Annotated in this window: 14 protein-coding genes and 2 riboswitches; of the genes, 9 read left to right on the plus strand and 5 right to left on the minus strand. The window is 37.6% G+C overall.

Annotated features, from left to right (window positions below):
- Positions 1-10: 10 nt before the first annotated feature.
- The 4 genes from AKG34_RS01025 (at position 11) to AKG34_RS01040 (ending at position 5,175) form a co-directional block, all read left to right on the plus strand.
- Positions 11-1,123 carry an ABC transporter ATP-binding protein gene (locus AKG34_RS01025; RefSeq protein WP_053344386.1) on the plus strand — a complete coding sequence of 371 codons (1,113 nt, stop codon included), beginning with the start codon at positions 11-13 and terminating at the stop codon, positions 1,121-1,123.
- Entirely contained in the window at positions 1,120-2,808 is a 1,689-nt protein-coding gene (locus tag AKG34_RS01030) for an ABC transporter permease (protein ID WP_053344387.1), read from the plus strand. The genes AKG34_RS01025 and AKG34_RS01030 overlap by 4 nt, the downstream gene beginning before the upstream one ends.
- 15 nt (positions 2,809-2,823) lie before the next feature.
- Positions 2,824-4,308, plus strand: a complete 1,485-nt coding sequence (argH, locus tag AKG34_RS01035; RefSeq protein ID WP_053344388.1) for an argininosuccinate lyase — start codon at positions 2,824-2,826, stop codon at positions 4,306-4,308.
- 273 nt (positions 4,309-4,581) lie between these two features.
- The gene (locus tag AKG34_RS01040) at positions 4,582-5,175 is read left to right on the plus strand and encodes a MepB family protein (RefSeq protein ID WP_053344389.1); all 594 of its coding nucleotides are present in this window, start codon (positions 4,582-4,584) and stop codon (positions 5,173-5,175) included.
- A gap of 338 nt (positions 5,176-5,513) precedes the next feature.
- On the opposite strand, the gene AKG34_RS01045 is transcribed toward AKG34_RS01040, so the two are convergent.
- The 3 genes from AKG34_RS01045 to AKG34_RS01055 all read right to left on the minus strand — a co-directional run bounded on the left by AKG34_RS01045 (position 5,514) and on the right by AKG34_RS01055 (position 8,706).
- Positions 5,514-6,980 (minus strand): sodium:solute symporter family protein, encoded by a 1,467-nt coding sequence (locus tag AKG34_RS01045; RefSeq protein ID WP_053344390.1) that lies wholly within the window; start codon positions 6,978-6,980, stop codon positions 5,514-5,516.
- Positions 6,977-7,177 (minus strand): DUF3311 domain-containing protein, encoded by a 201-nt coding sequence (locus AKG34_RS01050; protein ID WP_053344391.1) that lies wholly within the window; start codon positions 7,175-7,177, stop codon positions 6,977-6,979. Before AKG34_RS01050 ends, AKG34_RS01045 begins: the two co-directional genes overlap by 4 nt.
- Before the next feature lie 188 nt (positions 7,178-7,365).
- Positions 7,366-8,706 (minus strand): amino acid permease, encoded by a 1,341-nt coding sequence (locus AKG34_RS01055; RefSeq protein ID WP_053344392.1) that lies wholly within the window; start codon positions 8,704-8,706, stop codon positions 7,366-7,368.
- A gap of 179 nt (positions 8,707-8,885) precedes the next feature.
- A riboswitch (glycine riboswitch) is annotated at positions 8,886-8,964 on the minus strand.
- A 556-nt stretch (positions 8,965-9,520) separates the two neighbouring features.
- Between AKG34_RS01055 and AKG34_RS01060 the strand changes: the two genes are divergently transcribed.
- From AKG34_RS01060 to AKG34_RS01070, 3 genes are all read left to right on the plus strand, one after another.
- Entirely contained in the window at positions 9,521-10,447 is a 927-nt protein-coding gene (locus AKG34_RS01060; RefSeq protein WP_053347940.1) for a ketopantoate reductase family protein, read from the plus strand.
- Between the two features lie 438 nt (positions 10,448-10,885).
- Entirely contained in the window at positions 10,886-12,274 is a 1,389-nt protein-coding gene (locus AKG34_RS01065) for an amino acid permease (protein ID WP_053344393.1), read from the plus strand.
- 693 nt (positions 12,275-12,967) lie between these two features.
- Positions 12,968-13,046, plus strand: a riboswitch (ZMP/ZTP riboswitch).
- Between the two features lie 53 nt (positions 13,047-13,099).
- Complete coding sequence (locus tag AKG34_RS01070; protein WP_053344394.1) at positions 13,100-14,692, plus strand: glutamate/serine transporter AimA; 1,593 nt, start codon at positions 13,100-13,102, stop codon at positions 14,690-14,692.
- Between the two features lie 340 nt (positions 14,693-15,032).
- Here the strand turns inward: AKG34_RS01070 and AKG34_RS01075 are convergent, their stop codons facing one another.
- Entirely contained in the window at positions 15,033-15,716 is a 684-nt protein-coding gene (locus tag AKG34_RS01075; RefSeq protein ID WP_053344395.1) for a Dph6-related ATP pyrophosphatase, read from the minus strand.
- A gap of 478 nt (positions 15,717-16,194) precedes the next feature.
- On the opposite strand from AKG34_RS01075, the gene AKG34_RS01080 reads away from it, so the two are divergent.
- Positions 16,195-17,556, plus strand: a complete 1,362-nt coding sequence (locus AKG34_RS01080) for an FAD-binding oxidoreductase (RefSeq protein ID WP_053344396.1) — start codon at positions 16,195-16,197, stop codon at positions 17,554-17,556.
- 94 nt (positions 17,557-17,650) lie between these two features.
- Here the strand turns inward: AKG34_RS01080 and AKG34_RS01085 are convergent, their stop codons facing one another.
- Positions 17,651-17,863: a hypothetical protein gene (locus tag AKG34_RS01085; RefSeq protein WP_053344397.1), complete on the minus strand. Its 213-nt coding sequence runs from the start codon at positions 17,861-17,863 to the stop codon at positions 17,651-17,653.
- Positions 17,864-18,679: 816 nt separating this feature from the next.
- On the opposite strand from AKG34_RS01085, the gene AKG34_RS01090 reads away from it, so the two are divergent.
- Positions 18,680-19,573 (plus strand): LysR family transcriptional regulator, encoded by an 894-nt coding sequence (locus AKG34_RS01090; RefSeq protein ID WP_053344398.1) that lies wholly within the window; start codon positions 18,680-18,682, stop codon positions 19,571-19,573.
- Positions 19,574-19,707: the final 134 nt, after the last annotated feature.

The raw sequence follows: 19,707 nt of genomic DNA on the forward strand, positions 1-19,707 counted from the left end.
TGTCGTTGGGATGGCGTCAATAAAAATAGAGAATGTCCAAAAAGCCTTCGGAAAAACGATAGCTATCGATCATTTAAATCTGGAAATCAAAGACGGTGAGTTTTTTACCTTTTTAGGTCCAAGTGGCTGCGGTAAAACGACAACCCTTCGGATGATTGCTGGGTTTTATTATCCAACAAAGGGTGTCGTCCGATTTGGCGACAAAGATATGACGCGAGTCCCTCCGGAGAAAAGAAATACTGGCATGGTTTTTCAAAACTATGCCCTTTTTCCTCACATGACAGTTTTTGAAAATGTAGCCTTTGGATTGCGCGTGAGAAAAGTTTCTTCAAGCGATTTAAAGGGGAAAGTGCTGGATGCACTTCGCAAAGTCAGGCTGGAGAAATACTCGGATCGTCAAGTGAGCCAGTTAAGCGGAGGACAGCAGCAGCGTGTAGCCCTTGCGAGAGCACTTGTTATAGAACCGGAAATATTACTGTTGGATGAACCATTAAGTAATTTGGATGCCAAGCTTCGTGATGAAATGAGAGCAGAAATCTTAAGGCTGCAGCGTGATTATAAGATTACCACCATTTATGTCACACATGATCAGGCAGAGGCATTATCCATGAGTGATCGGATCGCCGTTTTCAATTTTGGGGTATGTCACCAGGTCGGGACTCCAGCAGAAATTTATAATCAGCCCGCTAATGATTTCGTGGCGAGTTTTATTGGTGAGATTAATCTATTGTCCGTTCAAGTGAAGAACGTTCAACAAGAGAATATAGTGGTTACCCTAGAAAACGGTGAAGAACCGGTAAAATTAATTGTACATAATCACACTAATGAAGGAGAGTTAATTCAACAGAATGAAAAGAACCTTGCAGTTTCGATTCGTCCTGAAGCAATCCGTATTCTTGATACGGTCGAAAAAGGAACAAATATCTTAAAAGGAAAAATCGAATCTGTCCAATTCTTTGGATCTGTTGTGAATGTGATGGTGGATGTTCATAACGTGTTACTGAGGGTGGACGTGTTAAACACGCATGAATTCGGATACTTTTATCAAGGGAAGGAAGTGTATGTACAACTTCCGGAGAAACAACTGCGCCTCATCCCGGTCATAAGCGGTGATGCTCCATGATTAAAAATCGTGATACAAGGTTGACGATTTGGCTTCTTATACCAGTTGTATTAGTGCTCGTTGCATATGTTCTTTATCCATCATTGAGAACCTTTTTCGAAAGTTTGCAAAAAGACGGATCGATATCTTTCGGAAATTATCAGGATTTCTTCGTGCAGGAATCGAAAACGAACTTAGAAGCTCTATGGAACTCTGTTTATATATCAATTTTAAGTGTATTGGCTAGTGCCTTGATTGGTATTCCGCTTGCGATTATTTTTAACCGTTACGATTTTCCAGGCAGAAGCTTCTTTTCAACTGCAGCGATTTTGCCGATTGTTCTTCCATCATTGGTAGGGGTTATGGCCTTTATGTTTTTATATGGAGAATCAGGATTAATTCCAAATGCTATTAAGGATTTGTTTGGTCTTGATAAAGTTCCTTTTAAAATTGGCGGGGTTTCGGGAATCCTGATCGTGCATGCCTATACGATGTATGTATATTTTTATATGACCGTATCCGCTGCGATCAATAAAATTGATCCGTCTCTAGAAGAAGCTGCTTTTAACTTAGGAGCGAATAAATTCAAGGTATTTTGGAAGGTGACATTTCCATTATTAACACCTGCCATCGTTGCCGCTTCTTTACTTGTATTCATGATTTCAATGGCTTCATTCAGTGCCCCGTTTTTATTAGCTGGTGGGTACCGAGTGTTGAGCTTGCAAATATATTTTTCGAAAATTAATGGTGATATGGAAATTGCTGCTACTCAATCTGTAATACTTTCCATTGTTTCGATTTCATTTCTATTATTTATGCGTTGGTATCAGAATAGGAAAGATTACCGCATGGCTTCGAAAGGAATCGGGGCACACAGGAGTGAAGTGAAAAATCCGCTTATGAAGTGGGTGATGGTGGTAACTGGTATCATCGGCGTACTTATTCTGCTTTTACCGCACTTTACGATTCTATTGCTTTCACTTGTGCCGGATGGAACCTGGACGTTTCAAACGTATCCAACAGTATTTAATGTGGAAAATTACCGGCTTTTGTTTGAAGACCCTAATATTTTTAAACCGTTACGAAATAGTTTACTAATGGCTGTTATTGCCACACTAGCAAATTTGGTATTTGGGGTCATAGCGTCCTATGTTCTTGTCAAACGGAAATTCATTGGGAAAAGCTTTATTGATATTCTAGTCATGATTCCATGGGCCTTGCCAGCAACGGTTATTGGGATGAACTTGATATTCGCATTTAATGAACCTAGCGTTTTTTCTTTCGGTCAAATATTAGTAGGAACATTTTGGATTTTGCCCCTGGCCTATTTCGTTAGACATATTCCACTTGTTGTCCGCTCAACTAACGCCGTTCTAGAGCAGCTTGATGACTCGATTGAGGAAGCAGCCAGAAACTTGGGGGCAAAGTGGTTTTATACCTTCAGAAAGGTCATTTTACCGATTATTATGCCTGGCGTTTTATCAGGGACATTATTAGCCTTTATCGAGTCTGTAGGAGAATTCCCAACCTCAGTCCTATTGTATACGATTTCTAACAGACCTATATCTATTGAAATTATGAATCAGCTTCGAATGTTCAATATGGGGCAGGCAGCTGCTTATGGGATGATTCAAATCACGCTGATTGTTATTGTTCTCTTTATTTCGAACAAGTTTTTTGGAATCAAAGCAGAAAAAGCCTTATAAATCGGGGGTAAAAAGATGAGTAAGCTGGATGAATTTATCAAAAATGAAGGTAGTGTTTTTCCAGGGAAAACATATGTAGAAGAGCTTCTAATGCCCGTTTTTAATGATCAAAGAGATTACTTATTTCATGTGATGTTCGATATTCATCGAGCCCATGTGATCATGCTTTCAGAACAAAAGATTATTAAAGAAGAAGAAGCAAAAATTATGCTGGATGGGATTCGGAAAGTGGCTCAAACAGATCTAACCCTCCTGACCTATCAACCTCAATTCGAAGACTTATTTTTCATGATGGAGGCAAAGATTGGCGAAGAAATCGGTCATGAGCTTGCAGGAAAGATTCATATCGGTCGCAGTCGTAATGATATGGGAGTTGCAATGTATCGGCTTGTTTTGAGAGGCCATCTTCTTCAATTAATTGGCTATGCAGACCAATTGAGTGAGTCATTCTTGGTGCAAGCTGAAAAGCATATAGAAACCTATATTACGGGTTACACGCATACTCAGCCAGCTCAGCCGACTACATTAGGCCACTACTTTCTAGCCATTTATGATGTTCTTCAAAGAGATATTGGAAGGTTATGGGCAGCCTATGAAACGGTGAACCTATCTCCTCTGGGAGCGGCCGCATTAACCACAACTGGTTTTCCAATCAGCCGGAATCGTACCGCTGAATTGCTTGGCTTTGAGGCGGTTGTTGAAAATTCCTATGACTCGATTGGCGGGGCCGATTATTTATTAGAAACTGCAACTGCAATTATGACGTGCATGGTCAATACTGGAAGATGGATTCAAGATTTTTTGCAGCATGTGACAAGAGAGTTTGGTACATTTTATGTGGCAGATCCTTATGTTCAAGTAAGCAGTATCATGCCGCAAAAAAGAAATCCAGTATCAATTGAACATTCCCGATCGATTGCCAGCAGTGCGTATGGTGATGCGCTTGCTGCAGTGAATATGATCCACAATACTCCATTTGGTGATATCGTCGATACGGAAGATGATTTACAGCCGCATTTATATCGAGCATTTTCGAATGCAGGCCGTGTCATGAAACTAATGTATGCAGTCATATCAACCTTGAAAGTAAATGAAGAACATACAAAAAAAATGGCCGCAAAATCTAGTATCACGGTTACTGAATTAGCAGATACTCTATCAAGAGATTACGCGATATCATTTAGGAAAGCTCATTCCATAGCTAGTCATATTGCAAAACGGTCGATAAGTGAAGGGAAAGAGTTATATGACTGGGACACACAAGACATTAACAAGATTATTAATGAATTCGTTTCAGTGAATATAGCAGAAGACGAATGGAAAAAAATTATCTCTCCCGAATATTTTGTGGAGATTAGAAGCATTCAAGGTGGACCTAGTCCGAAAGAAGTTTCGAGGATGATTGTGAATAGAAAACAAAAACTAGAACAACAGGTGCAGGAATATAAGGGAATTGTTAAAGGTTTGAATGATAGAAGGAAAGCTTTAGTGGAATATTGAGGTTGCAGCTTTGGAAAATCCCGTAAGCAGAACTAGTGTCAAAGTCAGCATAATGTTTAAAGACCCGGGAGGAAGTTACCTGGGTTTTTTTAGGTTCATTCCATTTTATTTAAATGTCATCTAACTATTTACAGGGCTAGAGCTCTGATAATTGAATGTGTAGAACAAGTGTTCTAAAATAAAAGAAAAGAACGAGAGTGAGGTGTATCGAATGGCTTTGTAAGAGAATATAGTAAAATGACTAGAAAGCTTTAAAATGGAGGATTAGAACAGATGGATGAGAAAAATCGAGACTTATTAGAAGCTGATCTCAGCGGTCAAAATTCCTGGGCTTCCTCTGAAACAATTCATAGTGACCTTCTTGCAACTAAGGAACTTGTCTTTAGTCCATGCAGGTTTGAGTTCTCTCAACCACTAATAGAAGCACAAAACGCTGAATATGGAGCCTATATATTCAAGTTGAATACTCTTACGGTTAGATTTCGTGTGGCAAAAATCACGCCTACAAAGGTAGGACAATTTGTGACTTTATGGGAGAGAATTGGGGATGGAGTGATTCAACCATATGACGTATCAGAGCCAGTTGATTTGTTTGTTATTAGTACTCGCAAAGGTAATCACTTTGGTCAGTTTGTATTTCCAAAAGCTGTTTTATGTGATCAGAATATAGTATCTAATAAAGGTAAAGGTGGTAAAAGAGCAATACGCGTTTACCCACCTTGGGACAAGCCTACTAGCCGTCAGGCACAAAAAACTCAGATATGGCAGCTAAAATATTTCATAGAGATACCTATAAATACACCAATAGACTGTGTTCGTGTTCAAATGCTTTACAGTCCAATTCACGCAAGTCAATTAGAAAAATAATTATGATCTCTATGAATTTGGGAATATGTACAATTGAGTCGTAATAATTTGATGAATTTTCAACATTATCGTTTAACATAGTAAAGAATAAAAGAATCTGCTGATTGCCAAGGCTCTTGCTGTCTTTCATTACACATGTATTAAGAGAAAAATAGACGGTTTAAGGGAGAAAAACGCCGAAAAAAGAAGTGTGTATCCTTTATGGGGTATGAGATACATAACAATCGAAAGGCTCAGTCTTTTGACTGAGCCTTTCGATTGTATAATTGACGGTGCACTTTTAATCCCCAAAAAACCACCGTCAAAGAAGTACTTCATATATCTTTAACAGATTTAGATTATTTTGCGGAATCTAACTGAACCGAGAGCTTTCTGAAAGCGAGACTTACAGTAATCATAACAAAGAAATTGACCGCCAAGGCAATGATTCCAACATTCAAATCCTTCGCTGCCTGTGGTAAGGATGGAAACATGGTACCTATGGTTGAATGACTAAGTGTAATGTAGGTTACGATGGCCAATCCGCAGATGATCCCGGCGATCGCTCCATATTTGTTGATGGTATTAGTCTTTTTCAGGCTAAAGAGAAGAGACGGAAATAACTGTGTGATAAGACTGTATCCCATGAGAATTAATGCTGACATCGTTTCGCCGCCGTTTAAGGTAAAGTAGACTGCTATTAATGCAATAACAGGAACGAGGAACTTTGCTAATCTTACAACGTTCCGATCGGATACTGTAGGTGCAAATTCCTTATAGACGTTTTTCGCGAGCAGTGTAGCCACACTCATTAAAAGCATGGATCCTGGTACTAATGCGGTCAGCATTCCAGCTCCGCCGATTATGCCTATAAACCATGGATCAAAGGTCTCAATAGAAAGGCGCAGCAATGAGAGGTCTGCATCTGCCCCAACGAGTCCAGGCACTTTCAATATAGCAGTAAATCCTACAAAAAAGACAAATAACAACATGAGCGTATATAAGGGACTGATTATAGCATTTTTACGAAATACTTTCCCGCTGCGCGCCGAATAGACAGCGCTGAAAACTTGGGGCCACATGTAAAAACCAAATACAAGCAATATTACCGTGGAGATAAACCATGAAACACTAAGCCCCTGTTCAGGAAGCTTTAGAAAACCAGGCTTGGCTGCATTTACGGCCTCAAACATTGGTTGAAAACCACCAAAGTAATGAATAGGAAGATATATTCCTAAGAATCCTATAATCACGATCATCATGATATCTTTAATGACTGCTGTCCAAACTGAGCCGTGTATTCCAGAAATCATAACATAAATGGTAAGGCTGATTGCTCCCATCCAGACTGCGGTAGACATTGAAATTGCTCCATAAGATGCTTCTGAAACAATAATCCCTAATCCTTTAAGTTGCACGACAATCACTGGAATCATAGATACCACACCGACAAGTGCTGCCAGAATTCCTAAACTTGGGCTCTTATACTTGCTTACAAAGAAATCAGATTGAGACATTAGACTATTTTCTTTGGCATATTTCCATATTTCCGGAAGAAGCCAATATGACAATACATAAGACAAAGTAATGTAAATAAGGACGTATAAAGCGGGTGCACCCTTACCATAAGCCCAGCCGCTGCCACCAAGAAAGGAAAACGTCGTATAAATTTCTCCAGCCATCAATAGAAAGACGAATATAGCACCAAAACCACGGCCTCCAACTGTCCATTGTTCCAAATTCATGTCTTTTCCTTTTGAAGATCGAATACCTAAAAAGATTGATAAAAGTAAAAATCCTAAAATAATTAAGAGGGAAATATTCATTCCTGGTCACCTTCCCGATTTCTGGGGTCCAACTTATACATGATGCCCAAAATAACGGATGTAAGGACCACCCACATAGCCATCCAAAACATATTAAAAGGCATCCCTAATACGTAAGGTTCTATTCTGTTTACAAACGGAAGAAATCCTAATATGCCTATAAAAGGAACTAGAGTAAGTATATATATAATCTTCATTAATCCAACCCCTCCATTCTAAGTGAAAAGTCATTTATATCGACTTACAGTACCTTACACTATTTTAATATAAAATTTACTGTGGCTGCATTATATATTTTAGTAGCACTTCTCTGTGTTAGCAAAATAAATTGAAAAAAAGGAAGGGAGTGTCCCTTCCTTTTAATTCCTGCGACCATGAAAAATAGCTACTTCTTTTTCTGATAGTTATAGAGTACGAGTAGAAGAATGAACCAGATTGGCGTCATTAACAGTGAAAGTCGTGTAGCTTCAGCGAATAGCATAACGATTAGGATGAACAGAAATAATCCTAAAATAACGTAATTGATAAAGGGTGTAAAAGGAGCTTTGAATGTAGATTGCGCTCTCAAGTCCGGACGTTTTTTCGTATATTTGATATGTGAAATCAGGATGATGCTCCAAACCCAAATAAAACAGATGGCACTGATTGTAGTTACTATTGTAAAGGCCTGTTCAGGTATCATTTTGCTTAGCAATGCCCCTAGGGAGACGACGATTGCCGATGTAACCAAGGCATTACTTGGAACAGCATGTTTATTTAATTTTGCTAATTTTGCAGGAGCATCGTTATTATTGCTTAATGTATAAAGCATACGGCTTGTTGAAAATAAACCGCTGTTGCCGGCAGATGCAGCGGATGTCAGGACAACAAAATTGATAATCCCTGCAGCGATTGGAATGCCGATTAGTGTAAAGACTTCTACGAATGGACTGCTTGATGCATCCAGCTGTGTCCAAGGATTGACGCATAGAATGACGAGTATGGCACCTACATAGAAAAGTAAAATTCGGACCGGGATTTTATTGATGGCTGATGGTATATTTTTTTTCGGGTTAGCTGTTTCTGCTGCAGAAACACCAATTAATTCGACCCCTACAAAGGAGAAGACAACCAATTGTAAAGATAGCAGGAAGCCGGATACGCCGTTCGGAAACATGCCTCCGTGGCTCCAAAGGTTGGTAAGTGAAACGGTGCCAGTATTGGTTTTGAAGCCAATGACTAACAGGATGATGCCTACAATAATTAAGGCAACAATCGTGATGACTTTAATGAGCGCGAACCAGAATTCAAGTTCTCCAAACAATTTAACCGTCAATAGATTCAACCCTAACAGAATGACCAGGCAAGCAAGAGCTGGTATCCATTGAGGGATATTGAACCAATATTGCATATAGACACCAACCGCGATGATATCGGCCATGGCTGTCATGATCCAACAGAACCAATAGGTCCATCCGGTCACAAATCCAGCCCACGGCCCGATATATTCGGTAGCGAATTCGGTGAATGACGTATAACCGGCGTTGGATAAAAGTAATTCCCCTAAAGCCCTCATAACAAAAAATAAGGCAATCCCTATAATAAGATAGGAAAAGATAATGGAGGGGCCTGCCAATTGGATGGCTTTACCGGATCCAAGAAATAAACCGGTACCAATTGTTCCTCCTATTGCAATTAATTGTACATGGCGATTTTTTAAATCTCTTTTCAATTCCTGTTTAGCCAATTTGAGCATCTCCCGTTGTTTATGATCTTAGTCGTGTGGAGCGTGATTCTACATTCCGTGTAGCTCGTTGTTTTCACCTCGCTTATGCCATTGAATGGCAATATCTTGGATTTTGGACAATAAAAAAAGAGATTGGATACTACCAATCTCGTCAGGTTTAAGAATAACAATTCATCATTCGTTACTCTTCTGTCCTTTTGCCTGAGATTGTGAATCCTTCGGCGCTGTACTATGTACAGTCTCTCCAGAAGCTGCTCCTGCTATAGTGTGATCCATAGCATTCAACGCTTGCTAGTATGCGGTTGTAATAAATGTCCGTTTGTAGAAGAATTGAATCTTCCTTCGGTCATTTGTCATTATACTTAAATAACGTCAATATAATATTGGAATTCTATCATTGTTTATTCTATAGGTCAATATGGAAATTGGAAAGTTAGCGGTAATGTAGTTGCTGTATATCAACATTCTATAAAAGTAATGATTGGAAAAGCCATAGTGACTGTAGCTGATAGTTTAACGGGTCCACTTTAAAATCAATACAAAAAACAACAACAAATTTTGTGGTTATCGTTCCGCAGAAGAGTAGACTTCGTTAAAGACTTAATTTGCTTTTTAGTGAAATACATGAACCAAAAGGAAGCTGTAAGGAAGTTACAAACCCCTCGTGTCATTATTGATATTTCACAATATTGTAGCTTTTCTAGGTGGTTTTTTTCTAAACAATTCATACCATAGAACTGGCATTTTAATCGCGACTGTTTTCTGAATAGTGTGATAATATTTAGGTAGAAAGGTGAAAGGAATTAGAGATGCTATGGCGATAAAGACAGTATCAATTGTTGGATTAGGAGCACTGGGCATTTTATATGGACATCATTTATCAAAGGAAATGCCGAAGAAGAATGTGAGGATTATTGCGGATACAGCTAGAATAAAGAGATATGTCCAGGATGGGGTTTATTGCAATGGTGAGCGTTGTGACTTTCATTATGTAACGCCTGAAGAAATATGCGAGCCTACAGATTTGATAATTTTTACTGTTAAATTTAGTGGATTGGAAGATGCTATCGAAGCGGTGAAGAATCAAATTGGAAAACAGACGATTATTATTTCTGCTTTGAATGGGATCACAAGTGAAGCGATTATTGGTGAGGCGTATGGAAAGGATAAAGTCTTATATTGTGTTGCGCAAGGTATGGATGCTGTTAAAGAAGAAAATAAGTTGACATACGACCATATGGGCATGCTCTGCTTTGGTGAGCGGGAACCTGGTTTGGTTTCAGAAAAGGTTCAGCTGGTGGCAGATTTTTTTGAAAAAGTGAAGGTCCCATATGAGATAGACACGGATATGTATAAGCGGCAATGGGGGAAATTTATGCTGAATGTTGGTGTTAATCAAACTGTTGCTGTCTATAAAAGTAATTATGGTGAAATTCAACGAAAGGGTCATGCAAGAGAAATGATGATTTCTGCCATGAGAGAGGTTATCGTTCTGTCAGAGAAAGAAGGAATTCATTTAACGGAAAGAGATCTGGATTATTGGTTAAGTGTATTGGATGCATTAAGCCCAGAAGGAAAGCCATCCATGGCTCAAGATATCGAAGCTCGACGTTACAGTGAGGTTGAGTTATTTGCAGGTACGATATTAAAATTAGGTGAGAAATACGGAGTGCCTACACTTGTAAACAAAGAGTTATATGATCGGATTAAACTTCTTGAAAGTCAATATATTTGCAACTAAAGTTTGACTTTTTTCTATAATAACTCCCTTACCTTTCTCTAGAAAAAGGCCATTTGAACTGAGCTCAGTCTTTAAAGACTGGGTTTTCTTTGGTTGTGTTAAATTCCCTACTTTATCTTATTAAGCTCATGTTATTTTATTGATTTCTTAAAATACTAATATATCTAATATCACTTTTAGTGATTGAATTTTTTTATACTGGTTAGTGTTTCCTCTAGAAATACATTTGTTTTTTTACAGAATATTTATTATTATAAGATAAGATTATAAATTATTCGATATGATAAAGAATTGGAACTTTTCAAATCTAATCATAAGTATGGAAAAAGAATCAACAGTTGTTTTAATCTAAATTGAGAGTTAATTAGGGGCTAGAAAAAGACTTTAATAACCTTGTACGAAGTATAGTCGCTAATATTACATCTGGAGGAATTAATCATGTCAAACAAAGAATTAAAGAGAGGGCTAGAGGCACGTCATATTCAGATGATCGCTTTGGGCGGTACCATTGGTGTTGGGTTATTTATGGGATCAGCAAGTACGATTAAATGGACTGGACCATCTGTAATGGTAGCTTATGCTATCGCTGGTCTTTTTATATTTCTCATCATGCGTTCTATGGGAGAAATGCTTTATTTAGAGCCTACTACGGGTTCGTTTGCAACATTTGCGAGTAACTATATTCATCCTTTAGCAGGTTATATGACTGCATGGAGTAATTGGTTTCAGTGGGTAATCGTCGGAATGTCCGAGATAATTGCCGTTGGAATGTATATGAAGTATTGGTTCCCAGATTTACCCGCATGGATACCAGGTGTGATTGCCATGGTTATCCTAGGGGCTGCAAACCTCATTTCTGTAAAATCTTTCGGGGAATTTGAATTTTGGTTTGCGCTTATTAAAATTATAACGATTGTACTGATGATTATTGCTGGACTAGGTCTTATCTTTTTCGGATTTGGAAATGGCGGTGATGCAATTGGATTATCAAATCTTTGGGCAAATGGCGGCTTCTTCACCGGAGGCTGGACAGGGTTCTTCTTTGCGCTTTCCCTTGTTGTAGCATCCTATCAGGGCGTTGAACTTATCGGTATCACTGCGGGTGAAGCGAAAAATCCAACGAAGACTGTAACAAAAGCTATCCAAAGCATCATTTGGCGTATTTTAATATTCTATATTGGCGCTATTTTTGTCATCGTGACAGTCTTTCCTTGGAACCAACTAGATGACATCGGTAGTCCGTTTGTTTCAACCTTTGCTAAAATAGGTATTACTGCAGCAGCAGGTATTATTAACTTTGTCGTAATCACAGCGGCGATGTCTGGATGTAATAGTGGGATTTTCAGTGCAGGTCGTATGCTTTACACTCTAGCAATGAACGGTCAAGCTCCTAAAATCTTTGCGAAAGTATCTAAAAATGGAGTGCCAGCTTATTGTACGATTGCTGTCCTTTTAGGTTTAGCAATTGGTGTTGTCTTGAACTACCTTGCACCGCCACAACTATTCCTTTATGTTTACAGTGCCAGTGTTCTACCTGGAATGATTCCATGGTTTGTCTTACTTATTAGTGAGCTTAAATTCAGAAAGGTAAGAGCTGCGGAAATGGAAAACCACCCGTTCAAAATGCCTTTTGCCCCTTACAGCAACTATGCAACAATTGCATTTTTACTGATGGTGCTGGTTGGTATGTGGATTAACCCTAGTACTCGAATTTCCCTGATTGTTGGGGTCGTTTTCCTAGCTATAGTCGTAGCAAGTTATTACATTTTAAAAATGGAGAAGCGAGTACCATTAGAGGCTAAGACCGATGATGATATTTCCAGTTAAGAAGCAAGTAAGGATTTAGGGACATCATCTTGTTCAAGGAAACATTAAAATACTAGTAATCTACGTTCATCATTCTAGCTATGCTGAGTGTGTTTCACAGTTAGTTTAAATATAATAGACACTAATTAAAGTTGTGCATAAATTGTGGACAAAGCAAAGAGAGATCTTCATCCCTCAGGCTTTTTCCCCAACTTGTGCATGACTTTTTTTGCGGAAGAAAAGAACACTGGGAGTAAAGGGGGAATAATCCAGTGAAATTGAAAACCGATAAGGTATTTTAGAAATATGGGGGATTTATATCCCATTGTGGTCATGGAACCTCCCCACCGTTATGGTTGATTCTAGCAAATCGGGTATTTTGAACAAAGTTGCTATGATATTATTGCAATAAACCGAACCTTAAAAGGAATAAAGAAAATCGGGAATACCCATTAATTTGGAACGGTTTATTTTGCACATATAAGCTATTAAAGATTTTTAAATATAATGTTAAAGGGAAATGATTATATTGTTGAAGCATGTAGTTCTAGAAATCGAATGTTTGCTTTTTGAAGCTTAATCCACCTAATTTTTTCAAATTAAAAAGAATATTAATAGTAAATTCCGAAAAAACAATGGAATTATTAATAAAATATAAATGTTTTTCAAGTATTGTGAAATTTAGAAAAATCCTATATACTAAGAAAAAACTATTTTTCTATATGTAACTGGCGCAACATGGAGTACCATGGGGGAGCATATAGAGTATAAGCCGCGCGCCTGGGCAAACACTTGATTTTTTTAGATCAAGTGTTTTTTATTTTCCTAGGAAGAGGTGTAGTAGGGATGAGTAATATGCATAGAAAGATGGGGACTTTTGCTTTAACTATGACAGGTATTGGTTCTATTATCGGCTCAGGTTGGTTGTTCGGAGCGTGGAAAGCTGCCCAGATTGCAGGACCAGCAGCTATTTTTTCTTGGATTATCGGTATGGTTGTAATTTTATTTATCGCATTATCTTACGCAGAGCTTGGGGCAATGTTTCCTGAAGCTGGAGGAATGGTTAAGTATCCTCAATATTCGCATGGCTCTTTTATTGGATTTTTAGCTGCGTGGGCAAACTGGATATCTATCGCTTCGACTATTACCGTTGAGGCCATTGCTTCAGTACAGTATATGAGTACGTGGCCTTGGGAATGGGCAAGATGGACTCATTCTTTAGTTGATAACAATATCTTAACGATCAAAGGATTATTCATAGCTTCTTTACTACTATTGTTCTATTTCTTCGTCAACTATTGGACAGTTAACCTTTTTGCTAAGGCAAATTCATTTATTACTATTTTTAAATTAATTGTTCCAGGTGTAATGGCAGGATCGTTATTTTTTGCTGGATTTCATGGTGAAAATTTTACAAGTTCTCAAGGGATCGCACCATATGGTTGGGCAAGCGTTTTAACAGCAGTAGCTACTTCTGGTATCGTGTTTGCGTTTAATGGATTTCAAAGTCCCGTTAATATGGCAGGAGAAGCTAAGTCGCCGAATAGGTCCATACCTATTGCTCTTATTGGGTCTATTCTAATTGCAGGTTTTATATACGTTATATTACAAGTTGTGTTTATCGGTGCAGTTGATCCGTCTATGATCGTGAACGGATGGAGTCATCTGAATTTCAATTCACCTTTTGCTGATTTGGCAATTGCTCTTAGTCTTAACTGGTTAGCGATTGTATTGTATGTAGATGCATTTGTATCACCGTCTGGTACAGGTGCTACTTATACAGCGACAACTTCGCGTATGCTTTATGGAATGCAGAAAAATGGGTACTTACCGAATATCTTTGGTACATTACATCCACTTTATGGTGTTCCTCGTCCAGCGATGTTATTAAACTTAGGAGTATGTTTTATCTTTTTATTTTTATTCCGCGGATGGGGCGTACTTGCTGAAGTGATTTCAGTTGCTACACTTATTTCGTATATCATGGGGCCAGTTGCATTGGCAACATTAAGACGTACAGCTTCTCATTTTAATCGTCCATTTTACTTAAAAGGTGCTTCTATTATTGCACCATGTGGATTTGTTTTTGCATCGCTTACTTTATATTGGGCGCGTTGGCCATTAACAGGTGAAGTCGTTTTCATCATTGCCATTGGACTTCCTATTTACTTTTATTATCAAGCGAAAAATAAATGGAATGGATTCAAAAAACAATTTTTATCAGGTGTTTGGATGCTTCTTTACTTAGGTTGTATGATTTTGATTTCTTATATTGGAAGTGAGAAGTTCGGCGGAAAAAATATTCTTACATTTGGCTGGGATATGGTGGTCATCGCATGTCTAGCACTTGGCTTCTATTGGTGGGGAGTTAAAAGTGGGATTAAAACAGAATACATGGCTGAGGCTGAAAAAATTAACAAAGAATTTTTCAATAAATAACTTTTAGTGTATATGAGTAGAATGAAAACATGGTTACTTTATGACCATGTTTTTTTTTTGCTGGCGATTGGAACGGTATTCCCATAAATGGGCATGGAAAATTTTATAGTTTAAAAAATAGCGTATTTTGCTAGATACAAAACCAATCCATAATCAGTTAAAAGTGAGCTATACAAAACCTTCATCGTAATTATAATGGAAAATGGGGATTCACTCAGTTTGTATCTTGATAAGATTGAATCCGCAAATAATGTAAAAGCTGAATTGAGATCATAAAAAAAGGTGTCAGGCATCCTTTTGATTTTTTTCCTTAAGATACCTGACAATAGTAATGAAGAATTTAAACTTTTACTACACGTTTATAGCCAACCTCGCTGAATAATGGATTGGCAGGAAGTATAAACATTTCATCTTCCAAGTCTAGTTGTATCGGATTAGAGAAAATGTCTCCGTTATATACGAATGAGTGATATTCACCAAACTCACCACATGGATCTACATCATCTGGTAAATCTTCTATAAATTTTTGGTCCAAATCTCTTCCTAAAAAAGAAGGATCGAGCTTATCTAAACGAATGCTGACAATTTTCGCTTTATACCCTAAATCAATAAACTCCTGGACTAACTGTTTCGTGTTGATTCCGGCTAAAGGAAGGATTAGTTCATAACTATTAGACTCAACTAAATTCTTTTTGTATTCGATACAATCCTCCAGAAAGAGATCTCCAAATGCAATTTTTGAGATACCTTGATTGCCAAAAAAATTCATGGCGTCAATAAGGCCTTTTTCAAAACCTTTTCCATCATATAAAGGATATTGAATTTTGTATAATGGAATTCCAATGGATTCTGCTTGAGCTTGAATCAATTTAAAATCAACCATGTGTCCGGATGTTTCATCATCAGTTGTTACGGTTGTAAGCAAAGATACGACTTCATATTTGTTTTCTTTTAACAGCTTATGAAGCATATACGTGGAATCTTTGCCACCACTAAAGCAAGCAATGATCTTTTCTTTCAACATCAATCCATCTCCCTTTTGTTCCGTTTATTTCTATCGTACGCACTTTAGCTATGTGAATCAACAAAGAAGGGGGGCGAGTAGAGTGCATACAGTCATCACTTGTTAAGTTTATTGAAATTGTTACGAGTAAATTGGTGGAATTCACGAGTAAAACTGCAAAATTCACGAGTAAATTGGTGGAATTCACGAGTAAAACTGCAAAATTCACGAGTAAATCATGAAAATTCACGAGTAAATCATGAAAATTCACGAGTAAANAGTAAATCATTTCACGAGTAAAACACTGAAAACTTGCGAGTTAAATGTGCTCTATCATATAGAAAAACTATATATCCTACTTTTTAAGGTACGGATGTTGAGTTAAAAGTATGAATTAGATTAATTGAAATCCTTACCAGCCTATAGAATGTGTCTTCTCCTAAAGAATTTCATAGTATATAGCATCCTCTCTACATCAACTGAGGAAGGGGGTTATATTTTGGAAAAGACAAAGCTTACCGGGCGGATCGTTACACCTGTTGATTCTGAATATGAGCAGGCAAGAATAAATAATAATTTAAGTTTCCCAAAATTCCCAAAGATAATTGTATTTTGTCAGAATACAAAGGATGTACAAAATGCATTGAAGTGGGCGAGGGAGAATCATATACCTTTTCGGGTGAGAAGCGGTCGACATAGCTATGAAAATTTTTCATTAGTAAATGGCGGTCTTATTATTGATGTCAGCGAAATGGATAGAATCAAGGTCAATCGTGAAAAAATGATTGCAAAAATAGAAGCCGGAGCTAATTTAGGGAAGGTATATAATAAATTATGGGAATACGGCACGACTATCCCTGCAGGTACCGAAAGCAGTGTAGGTATTGTCGGCCTTACGCTCGGCGGGGGAATTGGCATGTTAACGCGGTTGTTTGGACTTACTTGTGACAATCTTATTGAAATAGAAATGGTAAGAGCAAGTGGGAGTAAAGGTGCCGAACTCATTAAAGCAAACAAGAATCATAATAGTGATTTATTTTGGGCTTGCTGCGGCGGGGGAGGAGGAACGTCCTTTACATTCAAGGTGCACCCCATTTCTAGGGTTTCAGTCTTCTCCATTACATGGGGATGGGAAGATTTCGAAGCAGTATTTAATGCATGGCAAAATTGGGCACCTCACACGGATGACCGACTAACATCAGAAATAGAGTTTAAGTCAAAGGAAGTAAATCAAATTATCGCTCAAGGTGAATTTGTAGGTACGTCTTCTAGGTTAAAGCAACTTCTTCAGCCTTTAACGACAACCGGTTCACCAACTAGTGTATTGATAAAGGAAGTTCCATATATTGAAGCTGTACGGTTCTTTGACGACCCGAGTGGAAACCAATCAGCCCATCGAAAGAGATCAGGATCTTTTCTTAATAAACCTTTTCCAAAGAAAGCGATCTTGACGATGAAACAATTTTTAGAAAAAGCACCAAATGAAAATTCAGGCATTTGGCACCAATCTCTTGGAGGAGCAGCAGGCAAGGTCGAACCAAAGAAAACGGCTTTCTATTACCGGGACGCCATTATTGCACAAGAATACCTAGCTACTTGGAATAATCCTAAAGAAGAAAGGGAAAACATACGTTGGATCAAAGAATTAAGGAGTGCCTTATCACCGTATACGACTGGTGACTATGTGAATTGGCCTGATAGGCAAATCAAAGATTGGCCAACAGCGTATTATGGAGAAAATTTTAAACGGCTTCGAGAAGTAAAAACTACATATGATCCATTTAATACGTTTAAATTTCCTCAAAGCATTCCACCTTATAATAGTGGTTTTAAGAAAAACAGGGGCGCTCCCTTTTTATAAGGTTTGCTAAACTATGTGAATAACTAAAAAGGCCTAATCCACTTATGGGTATAGGCCTCTTATCATCTAGCTTTTGTGACATTCTATTCTTAATTTACTCCGTTTTTTGAGTTTGCATTACACTGTAAACTTGACTTACATATGATTGGGCTTGTGCGATTTCCGAAGCAGCTTGTTTAATTGCTTCTTGTGCCAATGTTGGGTCCGATGAGGATTTTTCAATTGCTTGACTAAGTAAAGTTTGTGTAAGAGTAACGTTTGCTTTTGCTTGATTTAATTGATTGACATCGATTTGTTGTTGAGGCATTTATTTTCTCTCCTTATTTCCTATTTTGAATTACTCCTTTAGGATGACCCTTCTTTTCTTTTTTATAAGGAGAAAAAAATAATAACTTAAATATGTCAGTTTTATAATAAAAGGAGAAGTCGGAGCTATTCTAGCTTACTGAGTTCAATTGATGGATACGAGAATCTCTAACGAATGATGGATGTTCCATCTTTCTTGATTTTAATCCAACTTACAAATGAAAGTAGTGTCTGAGGAGTTAATTCTACAAAGACCAAGATACCTGGAAAGTTCCAGCCCGATTTTTGCATATGCATCCCATGATACAAAGTAGAACTTTGTTGGTTTTATTCCATAACTATCGCCAAATGAAATAACAATTCCTATTAGCCATTAGAGTGATCAATATTTTTTTAGCGAATATATATTCTCCTTTTGGGATTAACAATCCAAAGTTTTGTGTCTTGAATATAAAGCTTGTCATATATCATATTTTTACTTAATTAAAACGTGTGGATGAAAAATACTAGGTGCTAAGCAGGTATTTAGCACAGATATTGTGTGTTTTCTCTTTGAATAGCCGGCTAGGCTGGATTCAGTTTGTCCGTTTATACAATGAAGTGGGTGGTATTTAATTCACTTTTCTCCTAAGGTATGCGCCAATACTTTTTAAATTGTGAATGGTTGATCTTTCAACTAAATAAAATACACTTTACTTATTGGAATTATATGATTAAAATCGAATAAAGTCTCTATAAAATGGAAAAATCATTCATTGCTCCATAACGCGACAAGCGAAGGAGCCTGCTTTCATATTGGAGATAAGGAGTTGGATAGATGAATATTGATCATATTGAAGCATTTTTATATGTTGTTCACTTTAACAGTTTTCATAAAGCTGCAGAGGCACTGTTCTTGTCACAACCAACGGTTACGGCAAGAATTAAAACACTCGAGAATGAACTCGATTCGGTATTATTTGAGCGGCAAGGCAGGGGGATTATATTAACTGAAAAAGGGAAAGCATTTATTCCATTTGCGGATCAGATTATTCGTACCTATCAACAGGGGAAAAAACAGTTAAAAAAAGGAAGTTATCGCGAAGAAATAACGATTGGCGCCAATATCATTACTTCGCAATACTTTATTCCATATGCTCTTCCTTTATGGAAAAAAGAAAACCCTGATTTACGCTTTAAGTTTATTTCTGCTCCAAACGATGCATTAGTTGATAAATTGCTTCAGAAACAGGTGGATATCGCATTTATGAAGGATGTTACGCATAGTGGTCTCCAAAATCACAAGGTCCTTGATAATTCGATTCGTTTAGTTGTGTATCCAGGCCATCATTATCAATTTCAAAAAGACCTGTCAGCGCAGCAATTGGCAACTGAGCCGCTAGTATTTTTTGAATGCGGCGCATTTGATTGGAACCAGGTTCATAAAATCTTTGAGGTGTCACATGTAGAGCCACGTATTGAATTTCAGGTAGATCATTTGGAGGTGGCTAAATCTCTAATTCTTAGCAGGAGCTGTATTGGGTTTTTACCGTATTTATGTATTAAAAAAGAGTTAGAACAGGGAACCCTGGTTGAAGTGGATGTGTCGCATTTAATCAAGATAAAGCAGCACATCCATTTGACACATTTAAAATATGGGGTTGAAGCTCCTTTATTATGGAATGAAATCCTGTCTTCTGTTCAGAAATTTGAAAAATTGCTCCTTCATTGATAGAGATTTCCTATCCATACAATAATTCTTTCTATCAGTTTAAGTATTGCCATTAGCATGTTTAAGGTGATAGGATAAATCACAATTACAAATAAACCATTATTCTTATAAGAAAGCTATGAATTAAACGTGGA

The sequence above is a fragment of the Peribacillus butanolivorans genome (assembly GCF_001273755.1).
In the GTDB taxonomy this organism is placed as follows: domain Bacteria; phylum Bacillota; class Bacilli; order Bacillales; family DSM-1321; genus Peribacillus; species Peribacillus butanolivorans.

Excerpts from the sequence above, each read along its gene's own strand:
- AKG34_RS01065 (WP_053344393.1), top strand. The coding sequence starts at position 10,886 with ATGTCAAACAAAGAATTAAAGAGAGGGCTAGAGGCACGTCATATTCAG.
- AKG34_RS01070 (WP_053344394.1), top strand. The coding sequence starts at position 13,100 with ATGAGTAATATGCATAGAAAGATGGGGACTTTTGCTTTAACTATGACA.
- AKG34_RS01085 (WP_053344397.1), bottom strand. The coding sequence starts at position 17,863 with ATGCCTCAACAACAAATCGATGTCAATCAATTAAATCAAGCAAAAGCA.
- AKG34_RS01090 (WP_053344398.1), top strand. The coding sequence starts at position 18,680 with ATGAATATTGATCATATTGAAGCATTTTTATATGTTGTTCACTTTAAC.
- AKG34_RS01025 (WP_053344386.1), top strand. The coding sequence starts at position 11 with ATGGCGTCAATAAAAATAGAGAATGTCCAAAAAGCCTTCGGAAAAACG.
- AKG34_RS01075 (WP_053344395.1), bottom strand. The coding sequence starts at position 15,716 with ATGTTGAAAGAAAAGATCATTGCTTGCTTTAGTGGTGGCAAAGATTCC.
- AKG34_RS01030 (WP_053344387.1), top strand. The coding sequence starts at position 1,120 with ATGATTAAAAATCGTGATACAAGGTTGACGATTTGGCTTCTTATACCA.
- AKG34_RS01045 (WP_053344390.1), bottom strand. The coding sequence starts at position 6,980 with ATGAATATTTCCCTCTTAATTATTTTAGGATTTTTACTTTTATCAATC.
- AKG34_RS01050 (WP_053344391.1), bottom strand. The coding sequence starts at position 7,177 with ATGAAGATTATATATATACTTACTCTAGTTCCTTTTATAGGCATATTA.
- argH (WP_053344388.1), top strand. The coding sequence starts at position 2,824 with ATGAGTAAGCTGGATGAATTTATCAAAAATGAAGGTAGTGTTTTTCCA.
- AKG34_RS01060 (WP_053347940.1), top strand. The coding sequence starts at position 9,521 with ATGGCGATAAAGACAGTATCAATTGTTGGATTAGGAGCACTGGGCATT.
- AKG34_RS01040 (WP_053344389.1), top strand. The coding sequence starts at position 4,582 with ATGGATGAGAAAAATCGAGACTTATTAGAAGCTGATCTCAGCGGTCAA.